Raw genomic sequence first — 16,789 nt, forward strand, 5'->3', positions numbered from 1 at the left:
GGGGTAGAGGTGGCGGGGGCCGAGGTGGGGCCATCGTTGAGCGGCGGTGGCGAGGAACGTGATCGCTCGTGGCGTCCAGCTGGGTGCGGACCGTTCGGCGCCCTGCCGGCTGAGCAGAGAGGTGATGGTGGGGGCCGCCCAGGACTGGGCGGGGTAGTCGGCCTGATGGCCGGGGAGGGTGAGGGCGAGGAAGTCCTCGGCGAGGCGGTCGGGGTAGAGCGGTTCCAGGACGGTGTCCCGGCTGGGGTCCGCGGGCGGATAGCAGATGGCGTGGTCGGCGAGGACTCTCTCCGGGGCGGGCCGGGGGTGCAGGGTGCCAAGGACAGTGGCGCCTGCGGAAGGTTCCAGGCTGCCGGTGAGGGCAGCGGTGAACACTGTCCGGTTCATCACCTGCGGCGGGGTGGAGTAAGTGCGCTCGGCGGGGTGGAGTTCGTGGCCGGCGTCGCCGTATAGGCGGGCCCAGTGCAGGTGTTCGCGGTCCAGGAGGTAGATGGTCAGGCCGGCCGTGTCGGACGGGGGACGACAGCCGGTGGCATAAGCGTCGACTGCGACCAGGGCGGCAATGTGCACGGCCAAAGTGAGCCCGAAATCCGGGTGCCCCAGCGGGCCGGGCGCCGCGACGCCGACCGGGGCGGTCAGGCCGTAGCGTGCGGCGAAGCTGTCGCGGGCAGCGTGGAACATTTCTGCGCGCGGCCCGGCCTCCCGGGAGGGCAGGGGTTCCAGGAACTGGGCGGAGGCTCCAGCCTGGTGGTTGGCCAGCCCGGCGCGGACCGCCGGCCAGGCGTCGGCGGTCCGCGCCAGCAGCAGGATGCGGGTTCTCACGGCGGCCCGGTGGAGCAGGGCATTGCTGAGCAGCCAAGTCAGGTGGGTCAGGGGCCAGCGGTCGGCGTAGTCGACGACCAGCAGCAGGCCGAGGGCGCCGTCCAGGCGCAGGTCCTGGCTGCCGGGTGGGGGCAGGACGGTTCCGGGTCCGTGGGTGGCGGTGACGACCTTCCAGCCGACGGCACCGGACTGTGCGGCGAACTGGTCGGCCAGCCGGGTCTTGCCCTGGCCGCCCGGGCCGTGCAGCCAGCGGGCGCCCAGCCGCGGCCCGTTGTCGCGCCAGTGACACAGGTCGGTGAGTTCGGCCTCGCGGCCGGTGAAGTCGACCACTGCGTGGCGGGCGTTGAGCATGCGGCTGGGCAGCTCCCGCAACCACTGCGGGTCAGTCTGCGGTGGGGGGCTCCAGTTCTCCAGCACGTACAGGGGGATGCCGTCGCCAAAAACGTGGATGTCCGCGCCGATCACCCCGTAGGCGAAGCCGCCCTCCGCGCGCACCGTCTGGCGGGAGCCGGGCGGTTCACCGACTCCGGTGACGGTCTCGCTCACGAGGTCTGCCCGGAGCCCGTGCCCGGAGCGGAGGCAGGCGTGGGCGGCCTCAGTTGGCTGGTGTCGGGATGCTCATGCACGATGACGTCGCCCAGCTGGGAGGCGAATATCCGACCGTTGTCCCGGGCGATGTTGGTCTGTACCCAGTGCTGCTCAGCTCGGGGCAGTTCGGCCCGGACTTCCTCCACCAGGGCCCGCAGGTCGTCCGTGGCGTCCGGGTACCGGCGCAGGAGCGCTTCCATCTGCAACTGCCAGACCGGAATCAGGGCCTGACGGGCGCGCTCCGGGTCCTCGGCCTGCGCCACCAGGGCGGCATTGCCCTCCAACTGGGTTTCAACGGCCGCCTGCTGGGTCCGGCCGCTCCGGCGGAACAGGACGGCCATACCGGTGCGGGTGGTCTGCCAGGCATCGGTGGCCATCGCCGCCACCACAGTTGTCGCTCCCGTCAGAGCCAGAGCCGTCATCGCTTCCTCTAACACCAGGTCTCCTCACGATCAGGCGGTCAGGAAATGCGGAGGATTCAGCTCGATGATCCCCCCGGGAGGTCCGGGAGGCCATGCCCCCGCGCACCTCGCCGGAGAACGGACGTGGCTCCGAACTGCGGGGTCGGTCCCCCCTCGGAGCGCAGTGGCAGGGAGAGTCGGCGTAATCCGGAGCCCTCGTTTAGCACTTCCATTCAAATGGAAGCTGGGATCACCGCCCATGGCACCAGGACCATGCCAACGAAACCCAACACGCAGTGCTCGTCGAACTCCATGTACGGCTCGCCAACGCAGCTGGCTTTCCATCCAGCCGCAGCCTGTGTTCTGCTCACCTGCTCACCTGGCGGCTGAAGGAGCCCGGCCTGTGCCGCTGTTACACGGACCGTTCGAGCCCGGGTGGTGGCGTGGAGGATTCACGCTCCAACTCGTAAGCGACCCAACTACCAGACTCCTGGTCAGCATTCCTGATTCTCACCACCGCCAGGCGCCAATCGAGAGATCGCAGAAGGGAGGGTGCAGTCGAGGGTGAAGGCTGCCACGGAGACGCCCTTAAGAGCTCGCTGTGTCTGTGCCTGCTCCTGCTGGTACTTGTGAACGCTGTCGAGCGTGTGGCCGCTCACAGGGCACGATCGTTTTTGGGTCGTCCAGTGATCGCAGTGAAAGTAGCCGGTCAGCAGGATGCCTGCCGTGTGTGGGGTGTTCAGGTAGCGGTCGACAAGTTGTTGTTCCAGGGCCGTGGGGAGAGTCCTGTTCCAACAGCCCTTGCACTCGATCACTACCTTTACCGGATCGTGTCCGCTGCCGGGTGGGGCGAATGCCTCGATTTGGATGTCGGTGCGCCGGCCGGACAGGCCCGGGCGGTCAAGCTGGACTTCACGGTTGACCACCACGCGCTCCCCTCCGATGTCCTGCAGGAGGAAGATGGCAAGAATGTCGCTGAGGTCATCCTCCCAGCATGGCCACCATTCGGCTTTGGCTATATCCGCGTGCGATCGATTCCACAGCGAGACGGCGAGTCCGTTGGGGCGACGCAGGACATCCTGGAATCGATCCAGTGCCTCGATGACGAGTGCCAGGAGGTGGCCTTCGTCGGTGACCCAGCGGCGCTGTTTCGATTGGCTTGCCAGCGCAATGAGCTGACTGGGAGTCGTCGAAATGTGCGACGTCTCAGCGGCGGAGGCGGCGGTCAGGCGCGCAAGGCGACGCAGGAGTCGAAGGCCAGTCCAGGCAGCCATGCGGCGCAACTGATGGGCGGCGTGGGCGGTGTTCTTCGCCTGCAGCAGTGCCGGGATGGAACGCGCCAGGTCACCGGCGTGAGCGTCACCTGTCCAACCGGTCCGCAGGGGCGGGTCGAGAACCTCCGGACCGGCGTGATCGGCGAACAGGAGGTAGAGATCGGCGAGGGCTTCCTCTGCCAGGGCAGCCAGATGGTGCGGTCGGCCCTCGTGATGGGGCGGACGTTGGTCGAGCCGGTCAAGGTACGCCTCGGCGAGCACGTCGTTCTGCAAGCGGGTGTGCACAAACGGCCACAGGCTGGGCAGTGCCGGGCAGAACAGGAGGGTGTGTGCAGCAAGAAGCCAGCGTGCCTGGGCATCGGAGGGGGAGGTCAGGGCGGAAGCGTCGGTTTCTAGCGCCGCTCTCAGGCGGCCTACGGCGCCGGGATGTTCGTCAAAGGCCAGGGCGCTGATCACGCTGTGCCATTGGTCGAGGTCGCGGTCCGAATGGTCTGCCCAGGCGATGAGGGTGTCGAGGACCTCCGGGAGGGCGTGGGCGGTGAGGGCACGGGTGATGTGGTGTGTGGTGATGGTGTCGGTGTTGGCGTCCTGGAGGATGTCGGAGAGCAGGGGGGCGAGTGCGGGGCCGGCTTGTTCCGCGCAGTGGGGAAGGAAGGCCTCCCGGACGGCTTGGGCGGGTGAGGTGTAGGCGGGGATAGTGGCCAGAGCGAGGGTCCAGCTGGCCCAGTGGGCGGGGGTGGCCCGGGGCAGCGCGGCCGGTGTGTGCAGAACGGCGAAGGCGCTCAGTTCTGGCAGGCGCCACGGATTGGCGCGCCGTCCGTGGGCGAGTAGTTGCGCTGTCGGCGGCGGCACTGTGGCCAGGACGTGGAGGGCGGCTGCCTGCAGTGCACTGTCAAGGTCACTGCTCTTGGCCGGGCGGGAGGGAGCATGGTGGGCCCAGGTGAGCAGGGGCTCCGCAAGCAGGTGAGGGGGCGGGGACCCGTCGCGGGTGCGTCTCATCTGCTCGATGACGGTGCCCCAGGCACGGCGGATGGTGTCGGGATCTGCCATGTGGACGGCGGCGAGCGCTTCGCGCAACCCTGTCTCGCTGTAGATACGGCTGTCAGCGGGGGTGTTATCGGGTTCTTGCTCGAATTCAGGGGCAGGTTCTTCGTCCCACTGGTCCGTGGTGGCCTGCCGCAGGGTGGGGTGGGCGGCGCGCGCCACGGCTGCGTGGGCACGCAGTTCCGGATCGGTCGGTGGAGTGATGGACACGATCATCCGTGCCAGCGAAAGGGGCACGTCGGCGAGTTCTTCCCAGTGATCCATCCAGTGGAAGGCGTCATCATACGTCGTCAGGCAGCCACGCGGGGCAGCGATCAGCACGCGGACGAACTCGTCCTCCGTCGTGTGCGTGAGCAGGTAGAGCGTGAGGGCGCGGCGCAGGCTGTGCTGCGCACGCAGTGCATCCCCCAAGGCCTGGTGCTCGGTATGACCGTCGAGGCTGTGTAGGGTCTCGCTGTGAGCGCCCAGCGCGATCAGAGCCTGGCCGATAAAGGTCTCGGGGCGCTCAAGGCCGGGGAGGCCGGTAGTGCTGGCGAGGTTGATGGCTCTGGTGATCAAGCTGATGGCCAGGACGATGCTGCGCTGTGACGGCGGTTGCTGCAGCATGTCGCGGGCCCACAGCAGCGCCTGAGTGGTCTGGGCGGCGGTCAGCTGAGCAGGTATGTCGGAACGTAGCGCCCAGGCCCGGCCGATGTAGTCGGGTGCTGAGTCGCGGAAGAGGTCGAGCAGTTCCCTCACGGTCAGGTGAATGGGCCACAGGCGGTTGAGCGCTGCAGCGACGACTTCGGGCGAGGGGTCGCCGGTCGCCAGTTGTCTGATCCGGTCGACGGTCTGATCACCCGTTTGTTCAAGGGAGGCAATGGAGCGCAGGGCGATTGCACGTAGTTCTTCGGGCAGGTCGGTGGTCTCGGCGACCTGTAGCAGGGCATCGGTCAGCTCCGGATGGGGGCAGCGGCGGGCTATTCCGAGTGCGGTGTACAAAACGATGCCGTCGACGTCCGGTCGGAGGCGGGGCACGAGTTGTTCCGACAGCCTGGGGCGGTCCAGACGGTGCAGTGAGGTGTGGTCGATGTCGATGGTGTCGTCGTGCTGCACCAAGTCGAAGACGGCTTCAACAACGCGGGCGCGGTCGTCGGCGGACCGGGCGGGCAGGTCGGCCAGGAGCAGGACTTCAGGATCATCGCGCAGCAGGTCTTCAAAGAGTGTGGGGTCGTTGCTGCTGCGCCAGGCGGCCACTTCGCGATGGGCGGGGTAGACGTGCCGAGCAGTGCCTTCGCCAACCCACAAGAGGCCGGCCTGGGCCTGCGGATCGGTCTGATGGGCGCTCAGGTAATGGGCGGCCAGGAACTCCTGGTAGCTGCGATGGGTGAAGGACCATCGGAACAGGCCGACGGGCTCGAACAGGTGGGACTCGGTCAGGCGGCGCAGTTCGTCCGTCGTGCAGGGCACCAGACTGCCCAGCGGGCCGGGCTCGTGTCCGCCTTCCAGCTCAGCGAGGCTGATCTCACCATCAGCACCGCGCTGCCAGTCGTCGTACAGGACGACATGTGCTCCGAACTGCATGACAGCCGCGACGCGGGCGGCAACCGGCAACAGGCGTTCGCCTGGGGGCTGCACGCGCCGTTCATGTATGTCGGCAGGGCGCCGCGTCTCGGAGCACAGCTGCACACATGCCTGCAGGTAGGCGTCAGCCGCGCTGGCGGGCAACGCCCCGTGGAGGCTGCGGTATTCCAGCAACTGCATCAGCGTTACTGGTGCCTTGGCCAGCTGGGTCAGCCCCCGCTGGCGAAGTTCCCTGACAAACTCCCCGGCGTCCAGGCCGGTCCCCTCGGCGGCCACGGCGATATCCGGGGCGCTGAGCGGGGTGAGGACCGCGTGCTGTATCTCCGACGGCCCCCAGTACTGCACGAGTGTGTCCTGCAGGGTGTCGGGCCAGCGGCCGGTGCGACAGCTGATCCGCAGCCGCAGACGACCCCGCTTATCCGCGGCGAGAGAATCAATGCGATCGGCGATCAGGCTGCCCAGGGCGGGAAGTACGTTGAGGCCCTCGTCCAGGCTGTCCAGGATCACCCACCACTCCCCCGTCTCCGGTGCCGTGAATGCAACCGTCAGAGCCGAAGTGGCCTGTGCTTCCGTCTGGTGCCGCCCCAGGTTGACCCACTGCGGCTCCTGCCGCATCGATCTGAGGGCCTGGCGCTCCTGCAACAAGGTCACCGACTTACCGGCGCCGCGCTCACCGAACAACGCCAGCACCGGCACGTCCCGTAGTTCCTCCAGCCTTCGGCCATGCTCTTCCCCGTCAGGAAGAAAGGTGCTGGACCAGTCCCGTCTACGCGCCGCGTCTCCCAGCGGCACAACCTGGCGCGCCCAGGGGTAGATCACCCTGGCAGAAACTGCTGTTCTCTCCACACACAGAGCCTAGAGGGCCGCACCGACAGCGAAGGCGGCGTCTCGGCGGGGTTTGCGTCCAGGAGTGGCTGGCGGCTGCTGGCCGTCCGCTTGCAGTCACTCCGCGCCGTGGACCGTCCGCGCGCCGGCCGGCCAGCGCGGGACTGGTCGCATCGTCCTTGGCCGGATCTCCAGACGAGCGGTCAGCACAGCACAATAGGCAGCGACGTCGTGTAAGGGCAGCGAGGAACGGCTTCTCGAAACGGCCAGGACGGGTCGCCGCCCACCCCAAGCGCGCAGGCACAGGTCACTGGTGAACCATTCGGGCCGTCCCCGGCTGTTGGTCTATGGGGCGGGCTCGTAGGACACCGTGACTCCCGTGCAGCCCGTCGCCGGGAGAAGGAGCCGGTCCTTTTCGGCTTCGTCGACGGCAAGGCTCCAGCGGAGCTTCGTCGCCGTCCATTCGGATGCATAGCGGCACAGCTCGGTGGGCGTGACCGAGCGGCTGGTCGCGGCCGCTCGCACCCATGGCCAACAGTGCCGTCCCCCGGCGCCCAGACAGCCCACTCCGGAGGCTGCCGAAGGTTGGGTTCGAGCGTCGCCACGGTGGTCGCGTCCACGATCGTCTGCCCGGGCCCGGCGTCCGGCGCACTGTCCTCCCTGGTCCAGCTCAGCGAGCCAGACCAGGTAACGGGGAGTCCCGGCAACTCGGTCCCGAGTCGGTGGTACTCCGCCGTTGCGGTGGCCCTCAGCCCGGCGGCCGGACCTTTACGCACGCCAGACGCTCCGACCCAGGCGAACGAGTCCGCCCGCCACGCCGGCGCCTGGCCGCCCGGCGTCGACCAACGTCACCGCGGCGCCCGCCCGGGCGGCGTGATAGGCCACCGATGCGCCGACAATGCCGGAGCCGACGACGACCAAGTCCCCACTCACCGATGAGCTCAACACGTTCACGACCCTAGCGTCCGCCCGCGCGGCCGTGGGTCGACGCCCACTGACCGACGACTGCGCAGGCCATCGGCACTCGTGAGCACCCCCTAGCTAGGCCGCACCCCGTCCGCCAACTCAAGCGCTCAGCTCCGCCAACTAGCGTGCTCATCCGCCGACTGAAGCGCTTAGTGTGCGACACGAAGTCGCTCCAGGTAAGTAAGGACAGCCACGTGAAGGAGGTATCGATCGGCTGAACTTCGGGCCAGTGTCCAGGGCCCGTCCCCGCGCTCCCATGCGCCGCTGGTAACGGCGGGGTGTGAAGCGGAGTGTTCAAGCCCAAGAGCGTCCCGGCCATCGGGGTGCGACAGGTGAGGGGATGGCTGGACGGGCGAACGCAAGTGAACCCTCGATGATGCCTCGTGACTTTAAGACCGCGTCGATGGCGTGTTGGCGGCGGTCACAGGACCCGGTGCTGAAAGGCGCCAAGCGACCTTCGGGTAACTGAGCCCGGAGGGCGGACACCGCTGGTTCCGGGGTAGAGGGGGCGCCCACCCCAGCCGCGTCTTACTGGTGCGGAACGTGGAAACCCCGACGGGGTCCAAGCCTCGGCTTGGTAGGCCGACCGTGAGGAAGGCTGAATTCCCCGGCGGGAGAAGGAAGATCCAAGAAGCGAAGGCCGGCAGGCCGAAAGGCCAGGGGAAACCGGGAGTCGGGACCTTCACCCACTCTCGCATAACTCGCCGGATACGGGTCCTGGTGGCTCGGCCCGAAAGGGCGCCCACGTGGATCAGGTGAGCCTTTGAAGTCACCACTGCAAGGACGCTCGAACCAAGGGACAAGTTAGACACCGGAGGCGAACATGGAGATCACGACACCTGCCGTGACGTCCTCGCCTGCGGTGAACGGACCCGAAGGCGACTTACTCGACTGGCACGGCATCGACTGGGCCACCTGCGAGGAGAACGTACGGCGGCTGAGGCAGAGGATCTTCAAGGCAACGCAGGACGGGGACCTCAAGAAGGTCCGCAACTTGCAGAAGCTCATGCTGCGAAGCCGCAGCAACACGCTGGTCAGCGTGAAGCGGGTGACGCAACAGAGCAGTGGTCGCATGACCGCTGGCATCGATGGGGAACGGGCCCTCACGCCGAAGGCGAGAGGACTGTTGGCGGCTGAGATCCATCGGTCGTCGAATCCCTGGAAGGCCAGGCCGGTCAAGCGAGTGTTCATCCCGAAGAGCAACGGGAAACAGCGACCGCTCGGCATCCCGGTCATCCGTGACCGGGTCCTCCAGGCCCGCGTGAAGAACGCGCTGGAGCCCGAGTGGGAAGCGCGGTTCGAGCCGAGGTCTTATGGCTTCCGGCCCGGCCGCAGCTGTCAGGACGCGATATCCGCGATCTTCTGGACGGTGAAGGGCAAGAACCCGAAGCGTCTGTGGGTCCTGGACGCGGACCTGTCGGCGGCGTTCGACCGCATCGACCACGACCACCTGATGACCATGCTCGGCCAGTTCCCCGCCAGGGACCTGATCCGCGGCTGGTTGAAGGCGGGCGCGATCGACCGCGGCCGGTTCGCACCGACCGAGGAGGGTACTCCTCAAGGCGGTGTGATCAGCCCGCTGTTGCTGAACGTCGCTCTGCATGGAATGGAACAGGCCGCAGGGTGCCAATACACGGTGCGGGCCGGGCGCGAGCCCGGCGCCATGCCGGGTACCCCGGTGCTGGTGAGGTACGCCGACGATCTTGTCGCGCTCTGCCACGACGAATCGGAGGCACACCAGGTCAAGGCCCGGCTGGAGGACTGGCTGGCGCCGAGGGGTCTTCGCTTCAACGAGGAGAAGACCAAGGTCGTCCACCTCGATAGCGGGTTCGACTTCCTCGGTTTCACCGTCCGCCGGAAGAACCGGAAGAAACTGATCATCACCCCGAGCACAACGGCCTGCAAGAGGCTCCGGGCGCGCTTACGGACCGAGGTGAGGACCCTGCACGGGTCCAATGCCGAGGCTGTGTTGCGCAGGCTGATCCCGATCGTTCGCGGTTGGGCGGCTTACTACCGGGCGGTGGCATCCACGACGACGTTCTCGTCGCTGGATCACTACATGTGGCGGCTGACCTTCAAATGGGCCAGGCGGCGTCACCGCAACAAGTCGAGTCACTGGGTCGTGACCCGGTACTTCGGCAGGTTCCACCCGTCCCGGCGTGACCGGTGGGTGTTCGGCGACCGCGACAGCGGCGCCTTCCTCATCAAGTTCGCCTGGACCGGCATCGTCCGCCACCAGCTCGTCAAGGGCGGAGCGTCCCCGGACGACCCCGCGCTGACCGAGTACTGGCGGAACCGCCGCCGCAGAAAAGCGCCACCGCCGATGGACAAGACCAGTCTTCTCCTGGCGGTCCGGCAGCAGGGGCTATGTCCCCTCTGCAAGCAGGCGCTGATCGTCGGAGCCGAGTACGAGCCGGACAGTCCACGCGAGTGGATCAACTGGTTCGCGGCCTCGAAGAAGATGCTCCACAAGCATCACTTCACCTACCGGCGAGACGGCGGCTCGGACGAGCGGAACAACCTTCGCCTCGTGCACTCCGAATGCCACCGCCAGCACCACGCTGGCGACAGCAAACGGACCACGTAACCCTGCTGACCTGCGAAGCCCATAGGGGCTTGCTTGAGCCGGATGCGGGGAAAGCTCGCACGTCCGGTTCTGAGGGGGCCGGGGATCAGCAATGGTCTCCGGCTACCCGACCACACATGGCCCCGGAGCAGTGCGCGCCTGAAGTGACACATAATTCGAACACACGATCTAATGCCGGTATGGATGTGACCGACTTCCCCGACGACCTGGTGCAGACGCAGCACGCCTGGAACGCCACCTACACCGCGCTCGCCGCACCCCGCCCCCGCGACACCACCGCACTGCGCCGCTGCCTGCTGGTCCTGTCCGTACGGCTGTGGCGGCATCCCTACTGGCAGACCGTCCCCTCGGTGCCGGCAGCGCGCGCCGAACTGCGGCAGCTGACCCGCGCCCAGGGAGCCGTCCGGGCCGCGTGATGGGTCGCTTCGGTGGGCCAGGAACGCGACGCTGCGACAACTGGTTGCCCTCAAGGACGGCTACCGCGAGTCGGGCGAGTCCTGGGCAGACCTGCTGCGCGACTGCGCCCGCCGTGGCATGCGTGCCCCGGTCTTGGCCGTCGGCGACGGGGCTCTGGGCTTCTGGAAGTCCCTGGCCGGGATCTTCCCCGCCTCCCGGCATCAAACGTGCTGGGTTCACAAAACGGCCAACGTGCTTAACGCCATGCCGAAGTTGGCCCGGCCCGGCGCCCGCACGGCGCTGCAGGACATCTACAACGCTGAGGACCGCCACCCCGCGGCCAAGGCGATCAAGACGTTCGCCCAGCTCTACGGCGCGAAGTTCTCCAAGGCGGCCCATAAGATCACCGATGACGAGGCCGAGCTGCTGGCCTTCTACGACTTCCCCGCCGAGCACTGGATCCGTCTGCGGACGACCAACCCCATCGAGTCCACATTCGCCACCGTCCGCCAGCGCACCAAGTTCACTCGCGAGGCCGGCTCCCGCACCGCCGCCCTGGCGATGGTCTTCAAGCTCGTCGAGTCCGCCTAGCAGTGGTGGCGGGCCGTGAACGCACCCTACCTCGTCGCCCTCGTTCGTGCCGGAGCCCGCTTCGAACGCGGACAACTGGTCGAGCGCCCTGCCACTGTCGCGGCATAGGGTCTGCTGCACCATGACCGACCACCACACCTACGGCACCAGCACCCACACCGCTGGCGAGCTGGTCCGGCTCGTCAGTGACCGCCTCGGGCTGGTCTTCACCGAGCGCGACAGCGATTACCGGGGCGTCTACCACCTTGCCAGCAGCCCCAGCGGACGGATTGAAATCCAGCCCAACGCGATCCCCGGCGACGACGGCGAAGACGACCTCTACACTCTGGAACACCCTGAGGCCCAGGTGCTGTTGCTCACCACCACCTCGACCACGGACTCGGTCCTACAAGCCCGCCTGGGCTCCATCGAAGGGCTCATCCACCTGAACCACGAGACCGTATGAATAGCGACTGATCCACAGCTTTTGACAATTGCTCGTTGCCTGTCCGGGCAGTCGTGTACGTGCACGACGGTGCCGCTGTGGTCGGGCACCGGCCCCGTAAGTCGGCACCCGCAGACCGCGCTGCCGCGGCACCCGGCTGATCTGCAGCCCGCGCCCAGGACTCGAGCGTGCGCCTGCCCGCCTCCCATCGCTCCACGCTCCACGCTCCAGCGGTACACCTCCAGGCCGGACCCACGCCCCTCGCCTTCGCCGTCCACGTCCGGCCATCGCCGACGGTCCGACGGCACCGACTCGGGACGGCCATCGACAGGCTGATCGCCCATCACGATGTCTGCCTGCAGGAGACTGCGCCGGGGAATGCTGGCACCAGCTCCTTGATGAGGAGCACATGACTGCTGAGCATCGTGGGAGTCATGAAGCGTCAGGGCTGCCGTCGGGATGGTCGTCGATCCAGGAGAGGCCGCCGATGTCGAGACAGCTGCGGGCGCGGGTGACGGCGACGTAGGCGAGGCGTGCCTCGGTGTCGTCGATGGGTCCGGGGATGGGGCGGCCGGTGTCGTCGTGCTGGTCGGTGTCTTTGGGTGGGGTGAAGTCGTCTGCGATCGTCACGTTGGGCCATTCGCGGCCTTTTGCTTTGTGTGCGGTGGAGACGGTGATGTCGGTCCGGTCTTCGGGGGCGAGCTGGTCGACTGCGGCGAGGAGGGCGTCGGTGCCGTGGTGGTCGATGAGGTCGACGAAGGGTCTCAGGTCGCGTCCGGCGGGGTCGTGGTCGGCGTAGTCCTGTAGTTCGCCCCAGGTGGGGAAGAGTGTGAGTTCCGGGTGCCAGGTGCGGCGTCCTTCTTTGAGGTCCCGGGCGGCTTGGGCGAGGGCGCGGAGGCTTTCGCCTCCGCCGGTCAGGGCCACGCGGTGGCCGGCCTGGAGGTGTTTCATGACTTCGGTGATGGCGCCCATGTTGGTCCGGCACAGTACGGCGTCGGGCCGGGCGACAGTGCCGAGTTCGGTCGGGACGGCGGCGGTGCCGGTGAGGCGGATCGGGGCATCCGCGATCCTCAGCCATCGGTTGGCTTCCTTGGCGAGGCGGGGGCCGAAGCGGAAGGACTGCGACAGGGTCAGGTGGGTGCCGTCGAAGCCGGTCATGATGTCGCGTGCGCCGCGCCATCCGTAGATGGCCTGGGCGGAGTCGCCGACCATGACGAGCTGGGCGTGGGTGCGCTGGGCGGTGAGGACCTGTTCGAGGACGGGGTTGGTGTCCTGTGCTTCGTCGAGCAGGAGGAAGTCGGCGTCGATTCTGGGTTCGGTCAGGGCCCAGATCTTCAGGTAGTGGTCGTGCTCGAAGCGGACGACGCCCGCGTCGGGGTGCTGGAGATCGGCCCAGGCCTTGCGCGCGAACGGCAGGGCCACATGCGCCAGTTCGACGTGCGCGGCCTCGCCTTCAAGGCCGCGCAGGCGCGGGACGTGGTGGGGGGCTAGGGCGTGGTCGGCGGAGTGGCAGTAGCGGGTCACCGAGCGCAGGACGGCGTGGGAGAGGGCCCTGTGGGAGATCTCCCGGTGGCCGATGCGGACGGGTTTGGTGATACCGAGGGCCTGGCCGGTTTTCCAGCCCGGCTGGCGTGGGCCGCCCAGGCGGCGGGCGTAGCGGTGGCCGGTGGCGGCAAAGGCCAGGGCATGGGCTGTTTTGCAGATGACGGTGCTGGGGAAGCGGGTGGCGGCGCTGCGGGCGATGGACCGGTCGAAGGCGATGTAGCGGCCGCGGCATGGAGTGGAGGCTGCGAGGAGGGCGAGGGTGCTGGTTTTGCCGGTACCGGCACCCGCCTGAAGAGCCAGATGGTCACCAGCACGGAACACCTCTACCGCTGCGGCCTGTTCATCGGTGGGGTTCAGCACGTGTGGGCTCTCTGTGTGGTGGTGATGGTGCGGGCGGTGGCAGTCAGTAGCTGCTCGGGGGTCGTGTTTGTCAGCAGCTGGGCAAGCGCGGTGTCGAGCCGTTCGGCTGCCTCACGGTCGGTCCGTTCGAGCGTCTGGGTGACTGCGCAGCGGAGGTAGGCGTTCGGTGATTGTCCGGCCCGGGCTGCGGCTTGCCGGATCCAGGTGTATTCGGCGGGGGTGAAGCTGACGTTGATCAGGATCCGGCCGTCGCCGTCGGGGTAGTGCGTGCAGAGGATGTCGATGGGCAGCAGGCTGTCGAGCGCGTGGCGTGCCCGGTGCAGGGCGCGCTGAGGGGTTCTGGCTTTGACCACGGCCATGAGACGGGTGCGATCGTGGCTGGCGGCCAGCTGGAACACGCCGACAGCGCGGTCCAGTTCGGCTCGGGTCACGGCCCGGGTCAGCGTGACCTCGAGGGCATAGTGCGGCACAGTCACACTCCCCCGTACGGAAGGAGGCCCGTGCTGTCATCTGATTGCGGTGGGAGCAAGGGTTGGTGCTCTCGCCGGGTTCGTCGCCAGCCGGTGGCCGGGAACCGGGTCGCGATGTACTGGTGATGCAGGAGCGGATCGAATACCTCCCAGTCCGCGTGGGCCAGGTCTGCGGCGGCTGGGGTGGCGGCGTGGCTGGGGCAGCGCTGGGTGCGCCAGCGCAGTTGCTCCGCGTAGGGGAGCGGACTGAGGTCGTAGACGGCAATGAGCACGTCGGGCAACGCTCGTTGTCCGGTAGCCGGGCCGGTGGGCAGGAGAATCCAGGTTCCCGGCCTCGCGAGGTCAAGGACGGAGCGGATACAGCGGTGGCGCCTGCGGGTCTGGGCGACACACTGGATGTCCTCGACCGGACGGGCAGCGAGGTAGCGGCCGTAGAGGAGTTGCACGACAGGCCGGTTTGGCCGGCACACGTCGGGTGTGGACGCGGGTTCGGCCGTCCTGGTCCGGGCGGAGGCGAGGGTAAACGCGCCGCTGTCAGTGAGACGCCGGGTGCGCAGGGCAAGGTGGCGCCGCAGTTCCGTCAACTGGGGTGTCAGCGCTGCGGGAGGGTTGCAGGCGGGGCAGAGCAGCCGGTGCAGGATGCGGCACCAGGGGGTGCCGTCGCCGACGGGGTGAGCGATGCCGGAACTGACGTGCCAGCGGCACGGTACGGGGACCGCGGTTACGGCCAGTTCGCGGGGGTGAAGTCCGATGGGCGGGTGGCCGGTGCGGTCGTACCACTCGACCAGGTTGCCGCAGGCCGTGCAGCGCCCGTTCTGGCCGGTGCGCAGCAGGCGGCTGGGGCTGGCCGGCGCGATGCCCAGGGAACGGGCCCGGCGCACATGGGTACGGGTGCCATCCCAGTGACGGCCAGCCGGTGCGGGTGTGGAGTGCATGACGGGCAACGTGCCAGCAGCCGCGCCGTCATCAGGGCGTCACGGCCGCGCCTGTCCCCCGGACGGCCTCATTGACGGCTACTGATGTGCGATGAGCGGTTGCTGTGTTCGGTTTATGTCGCTGGTAAGGGTGATCCGCCCATGGGTGCTGCGGCCGCCTGGGGCCGGTTCAGTCGGTCTGTTTTCCGGGTGGGGTGTGGCCGCTGCAGAGGGTGCCGAAGAGTTCGTCGAGCGGGGCGCCGAGGGCGTGGGCGAGGGCGTGCCAGGTGGGCAGGGATCCGATGGTGCGACCCTGCTCGATCTCGATCAGCGTGCGTCTGGACAGGCCGCTGCGGCGGGCGAGTTCGTCGTAGGTCCATCCGCGCTCGCCCCGCAGGCGCGACAGCTCCAGGCGCAGCGCGTCGAGGTTGGGGTCGGGCGGGAAGATCGTCACCTTCCCATCCGAAGGTGCAGACCCCTGCCCCGTCAGTGCAGACCTCTGCCCTATTTGCGCGGGCGGCCCGGCCGAGCGAGGGGGCAGGGGTCTGCACTACGTTGTACCGCCATCACTCTTCTCGATCCCCCGCCTCCGCGGGACCAGGAGCGGGGGCCGGGACCGGCGCGGCTCAGACAGGAGGACACGCGCCCCATGAGGCTGCACACCACGCCCACGCCGACACGACGCGCCTGGACCATCGAACTACGCCCCCAACACGGCGGGCTGGCGCTCGTATGTGCTCAGTGCTCGGCAGACTCACTGCTACCGCCCGGCGCCTCCGGCAGGTCCGCAGCCCTCGCCCACCTGGCCCGCCACGCCCGCACGGACGTCCTCCCGCCCTATCTACGGATCTGCCAATGCCATGAGCACGGCTGCCGCTGGCACCACCGCCACCGCGGATGCACCGGCCCCGTCCTCCTCGTCCTCACCTGCGAACACAGCGGACGGATCTGGCGGCTCGCCGATATCTGCGCAGCGTGCACGGAAGCAACACCACACACCGCCGCCGTACCCGACACTGTCCTCGCGACCTCGCCAGCAGGGCCCCATTCCACTCTGTCCGGCCCCGGCCCCGACGACGGGAGGCGAAGGATACGGACGAACAGCAGCCCTGCCGAGCAGACATATGTCCGGGAACTGCTCGGCTACCTGGCCGCCGCCCTACCCTCAGAGATCAGCGCCAAAGCCCGCCTCCTCGCCCTGCAGTGCGCCCTACGCACAAACGGCCGCAGCTTCGTCCAACTGCCCGCCGGACTCCTACGCGCGATGCGCATCGACCGAGACCCGTCACCCTGGCAGGACCTCGAAGAGGCCCACTGGCTCCACCGGCCGCCCGCCACCAGCTACGCGGCATCGCGCAGAACCAGTGTGCGACTCCTCGATCCGACCGTGCTTTCCCGGTCTCTCAGCCGGACCAAGCGAATACGGGCCGCCGACTGGGCCCTGCGCACCTCCTACAACAAACAGCTACGCAACCATGGCGCGGACGAAGGCCTGGCCGCCCTTACGCTCCGGGCCCACACACACGCCGGCACCGTCCACGGCCAAGACCAACAAGGACGGCTGACCGGCATGTGCGGCCTCCCGTCGCAAAAACTCCCCCACGTACTCAACCTGCTCACCACCGCAGGATTCCTCGCAACCTGGAGATCCGACCCGGGCTCAACAGACCTCACGTGGACACTGACCCGCCCATAGGGCGCCCCGGCCAGACTCCCCCGTTCCGGTCGGGCAACGGGCATTGACCACTGCCTCGCATCAGTCGCCGATGTACACACCCGTAAACACCGCCAGGTCAAGAACACCCCAGACAACCGACACCCCCCAAGTAAAATTGGCACATACCAACCAGAAATATCAAAAACGCCCGTCAAACCTGGCGTTCGCAAAGGAATAGCAAGGCAACGGAGAAGACCGAAAACTGCATGGCGTCCATGATGACCGTGATCAGGCTGGCGAGCGGGACCGTCAGGCCCGTGCCTACCTGCCACATCAGCCACGGCGGACGGTCAGTCCAGCGC

11 protein-coding genes and 2 pseudogenes are annotated in these 16,789 nt (G+C 68.0%); 5 read left to right on the forward strand and 8 right to left on the reverse strand.

All coding sequences use genetic code 11. From position 1 onward, the window contains the following. From WH07_RS02090 to WH07_RS36955, 4 genes and pseudogenes are all read right to left on the reverse strand, one after another. A pseudogene (locus tag WH07_RS02090) lies at window positions 1-1,368 on the reverse strand (hypothetical protein); the annotation flags it as partial. Beyond that, window positions 1,365-1,847: a hypothetical protein gene (locus WH07_RS36010; RefSeq protein WP_052744195.1), complete on the reverse strand. Its 483-nt coding sequence runs from the start codon at window positions 1,845-1,847 to the stop codon at window positions 1,365-1,367. The pseudogene WH07_RS02090 and the gene WH07_RS36010, both read right to left, overlap by 4 nt. A 458-nt stretch (window positions 1,848-2,305) precedes the next feature. After that, complete coding sequence (locus tag WH07_RS02100; protein ID WP_046494577.1) at window positions 2,306-6,388, reverse strand: NACHT domain-containing protein; 4,083 nt, start codon at window positions 6,386-6,388, stop codon at window positions 2,306-2,308. Between the two features lie 897 nt (window positions 6,389-7,285). Continuing rightward, window positions 7,286-7,471, reverse strand: a complete 186-nt coding sequence (locus WH07_RS36955; protein ID WP_332836335.1) for an FAD-dependent oxidoreductase — start codon at window positions 7,469-7,471, stop codon at window positions 7,286-7,288. Between the two features lie 835 nt (window positions 7,472-8,306). Here WH07_RS36955 and ltrA point away from each other — a divergent pair. The 4 genes and pseudogenes from ltrA to WH07_RS02120 all read left to right on the forward strand — a co-directional run bounded on the left by ltrA (window position 8,307) and on the right by WH07_RS02120 (window position 11,502). Beyond that, window positions 8,307-10,070 (forward strand): group II intron reverse transcriptase/maturase, encoded by a 1,764-nt coding sequence (ltrA, locus tag WH07_RS02105; RefSeq protein WP_046494579.1) that lies wholly within the window; start codon window positions 8,307-8,309, stop codon window positions 10,068-10,070. Between the two features lie 179 nt (window positions 10,071-10,249). Next, window positions 10,250-10,486: a hypothetical protein gene (locus WH07_RS02110; protein ID WP_046494581.1), complete on the forward strand. Its 237-nt coding sequence runs from the start codon at window positions 10,250-10,252 to the stop codon at window positions 10,484-10,486. A gap of 34 nt (window positions 10,487-10,520) precedes the next feature. Then, window positions 10,521-11,165 (forward strand): annotated as a pseudogene (locus WH07_RS36560) (IS256 family transposase); the annotation flags it as partial. Between the two features lie 13 nt (window positions 11,166-11,178). Continuing rightward, complete coding sequence (locus WH07_RS02120; RefSeq protein ID WP_046494583.1) at window positions 11,179-11,502, forward strand: hypothetical protein; 324 nt, start codon at window positions 11,179-11,181, stop codon at window positions 11,500-11,502. A gap of 411 nt (window positions 11,503-11,913) precedes the next feature. Here WH07_RS02120 and WH07_RS02125 read toward each other — a convergent pair whose 3' ends face one another. From WH07_RS02125 to WH07_RS02140, 4 genes are all read right to left on the reverse strand, one after another. Further along, window positions 11,914-13,383, reverse strand: a complete 1,470-nt coding sequence (locus tag WH07_RS02125) for a UvrD-helicase domain-containing protein (protein WP_046494598.1) — start codon at window positions 13,381-13,383, stop codon at window positions 11,914-11,916. Next, window positions 13,380-13,856, reverse strand: a complete 477-nt coding sequence (locus WH07_RS02130) for a hypothetical protein (protein WP_052744197.1) — start codon at window positions 13,854-13,856, stop codon at window positions 13,380-13,382. The genes WH07_RS02125 and WH07_RS02130 overlap by 4 nt, the downstream gene beginning before the upstream one ends. Window positions 13,857-13,858: 2 nt before the next feature. After that, window positions 13,859-14,791: a DUF6083 domain-containing protein gene (locus WH07_RS02135; protein ID WP_232788675.1), complete on the reverse strand. Its 933-nt coding sequence runs from the start codon at window positions 14,789-14,791 to the stop codon at window positions 13,859-13,861. A gap of 169 nt (window positions 14,792-14,960) precedes the next feature. Next, on the reverse strand, window positions 14,961-15,224 hold the full coding sequence (locus WH07_RS02140; protein ID WP_046494587.1) for a helix-turn-helix transcriptional regulator: 264 nt from the start codon (window positions 15,222-15,224) through the stop codon (window positions 14,961-14,963). Between the two features lie 810 nt (window positions 15,225-16,034). Between WH07_RS02140 and WH07_RS40750 the strand changes: the two genes are divergently transcribed. Further along, complete coding sequence (locus WH07_RS40750; RefSeq protein WP_232788676.1) at window positions 16,035-16,466, forward strand: hypothetical protein; 432 nt, start codon at window positions 16,035-16,037, stop codon at window positions 16,464-16,466. Window positions 16,467-16,789 lie beyond the last annotated feature (323 nt).

It is taken from the genome of Streptomyces odonnellii (assembly GCF_000981895.1).
In the GTDB taxonomy this organism is placed as follows: domain Bacteria; phylum Actinomycetota; class Actinomycetes; order Streptomycetales; family Streptomycetaceae; genus Streptomyces; species Streptomyces odonnellii.

Bases quoted from the DNA above. Each gene is read 5' to 3' on its own strand.
- ltrA (WP_046494579.1), top strand. From the start codon at position 8,307: ATGGAGATCACGACACCTGCCGTGACGTCCTCGCCTGCGGTGAACGGA.
- WH07_RS02110 (WP_046494581.1), top strand. From the start codon at position 10,250: ATGGATGTGACCGACTTCCCCGACGACCTGGTGCAGACGCAGCACGCC.
- WH07_RS02120 (WP_046494583.1), top strand. From the start codon at position 11,179: ATGACCGACCACCACACCTACGGCACCAGCACCCACACCGCTGGCGAG.
- WH07_RS02135 (WP_232788675.1), bottom strand. From the start codon at position 14,791: ATGCACTCCACACCCGCACCGGCTGGCCGTCACTGGGATGGCACCCGT.
- WH07_RS40750 (WP_232788676.1), top strand. From the start codon at position 16,035: ATGCGCATCGACCGAGACCCGTCACCCTGGCAGGACCTCGAAGAGGCC.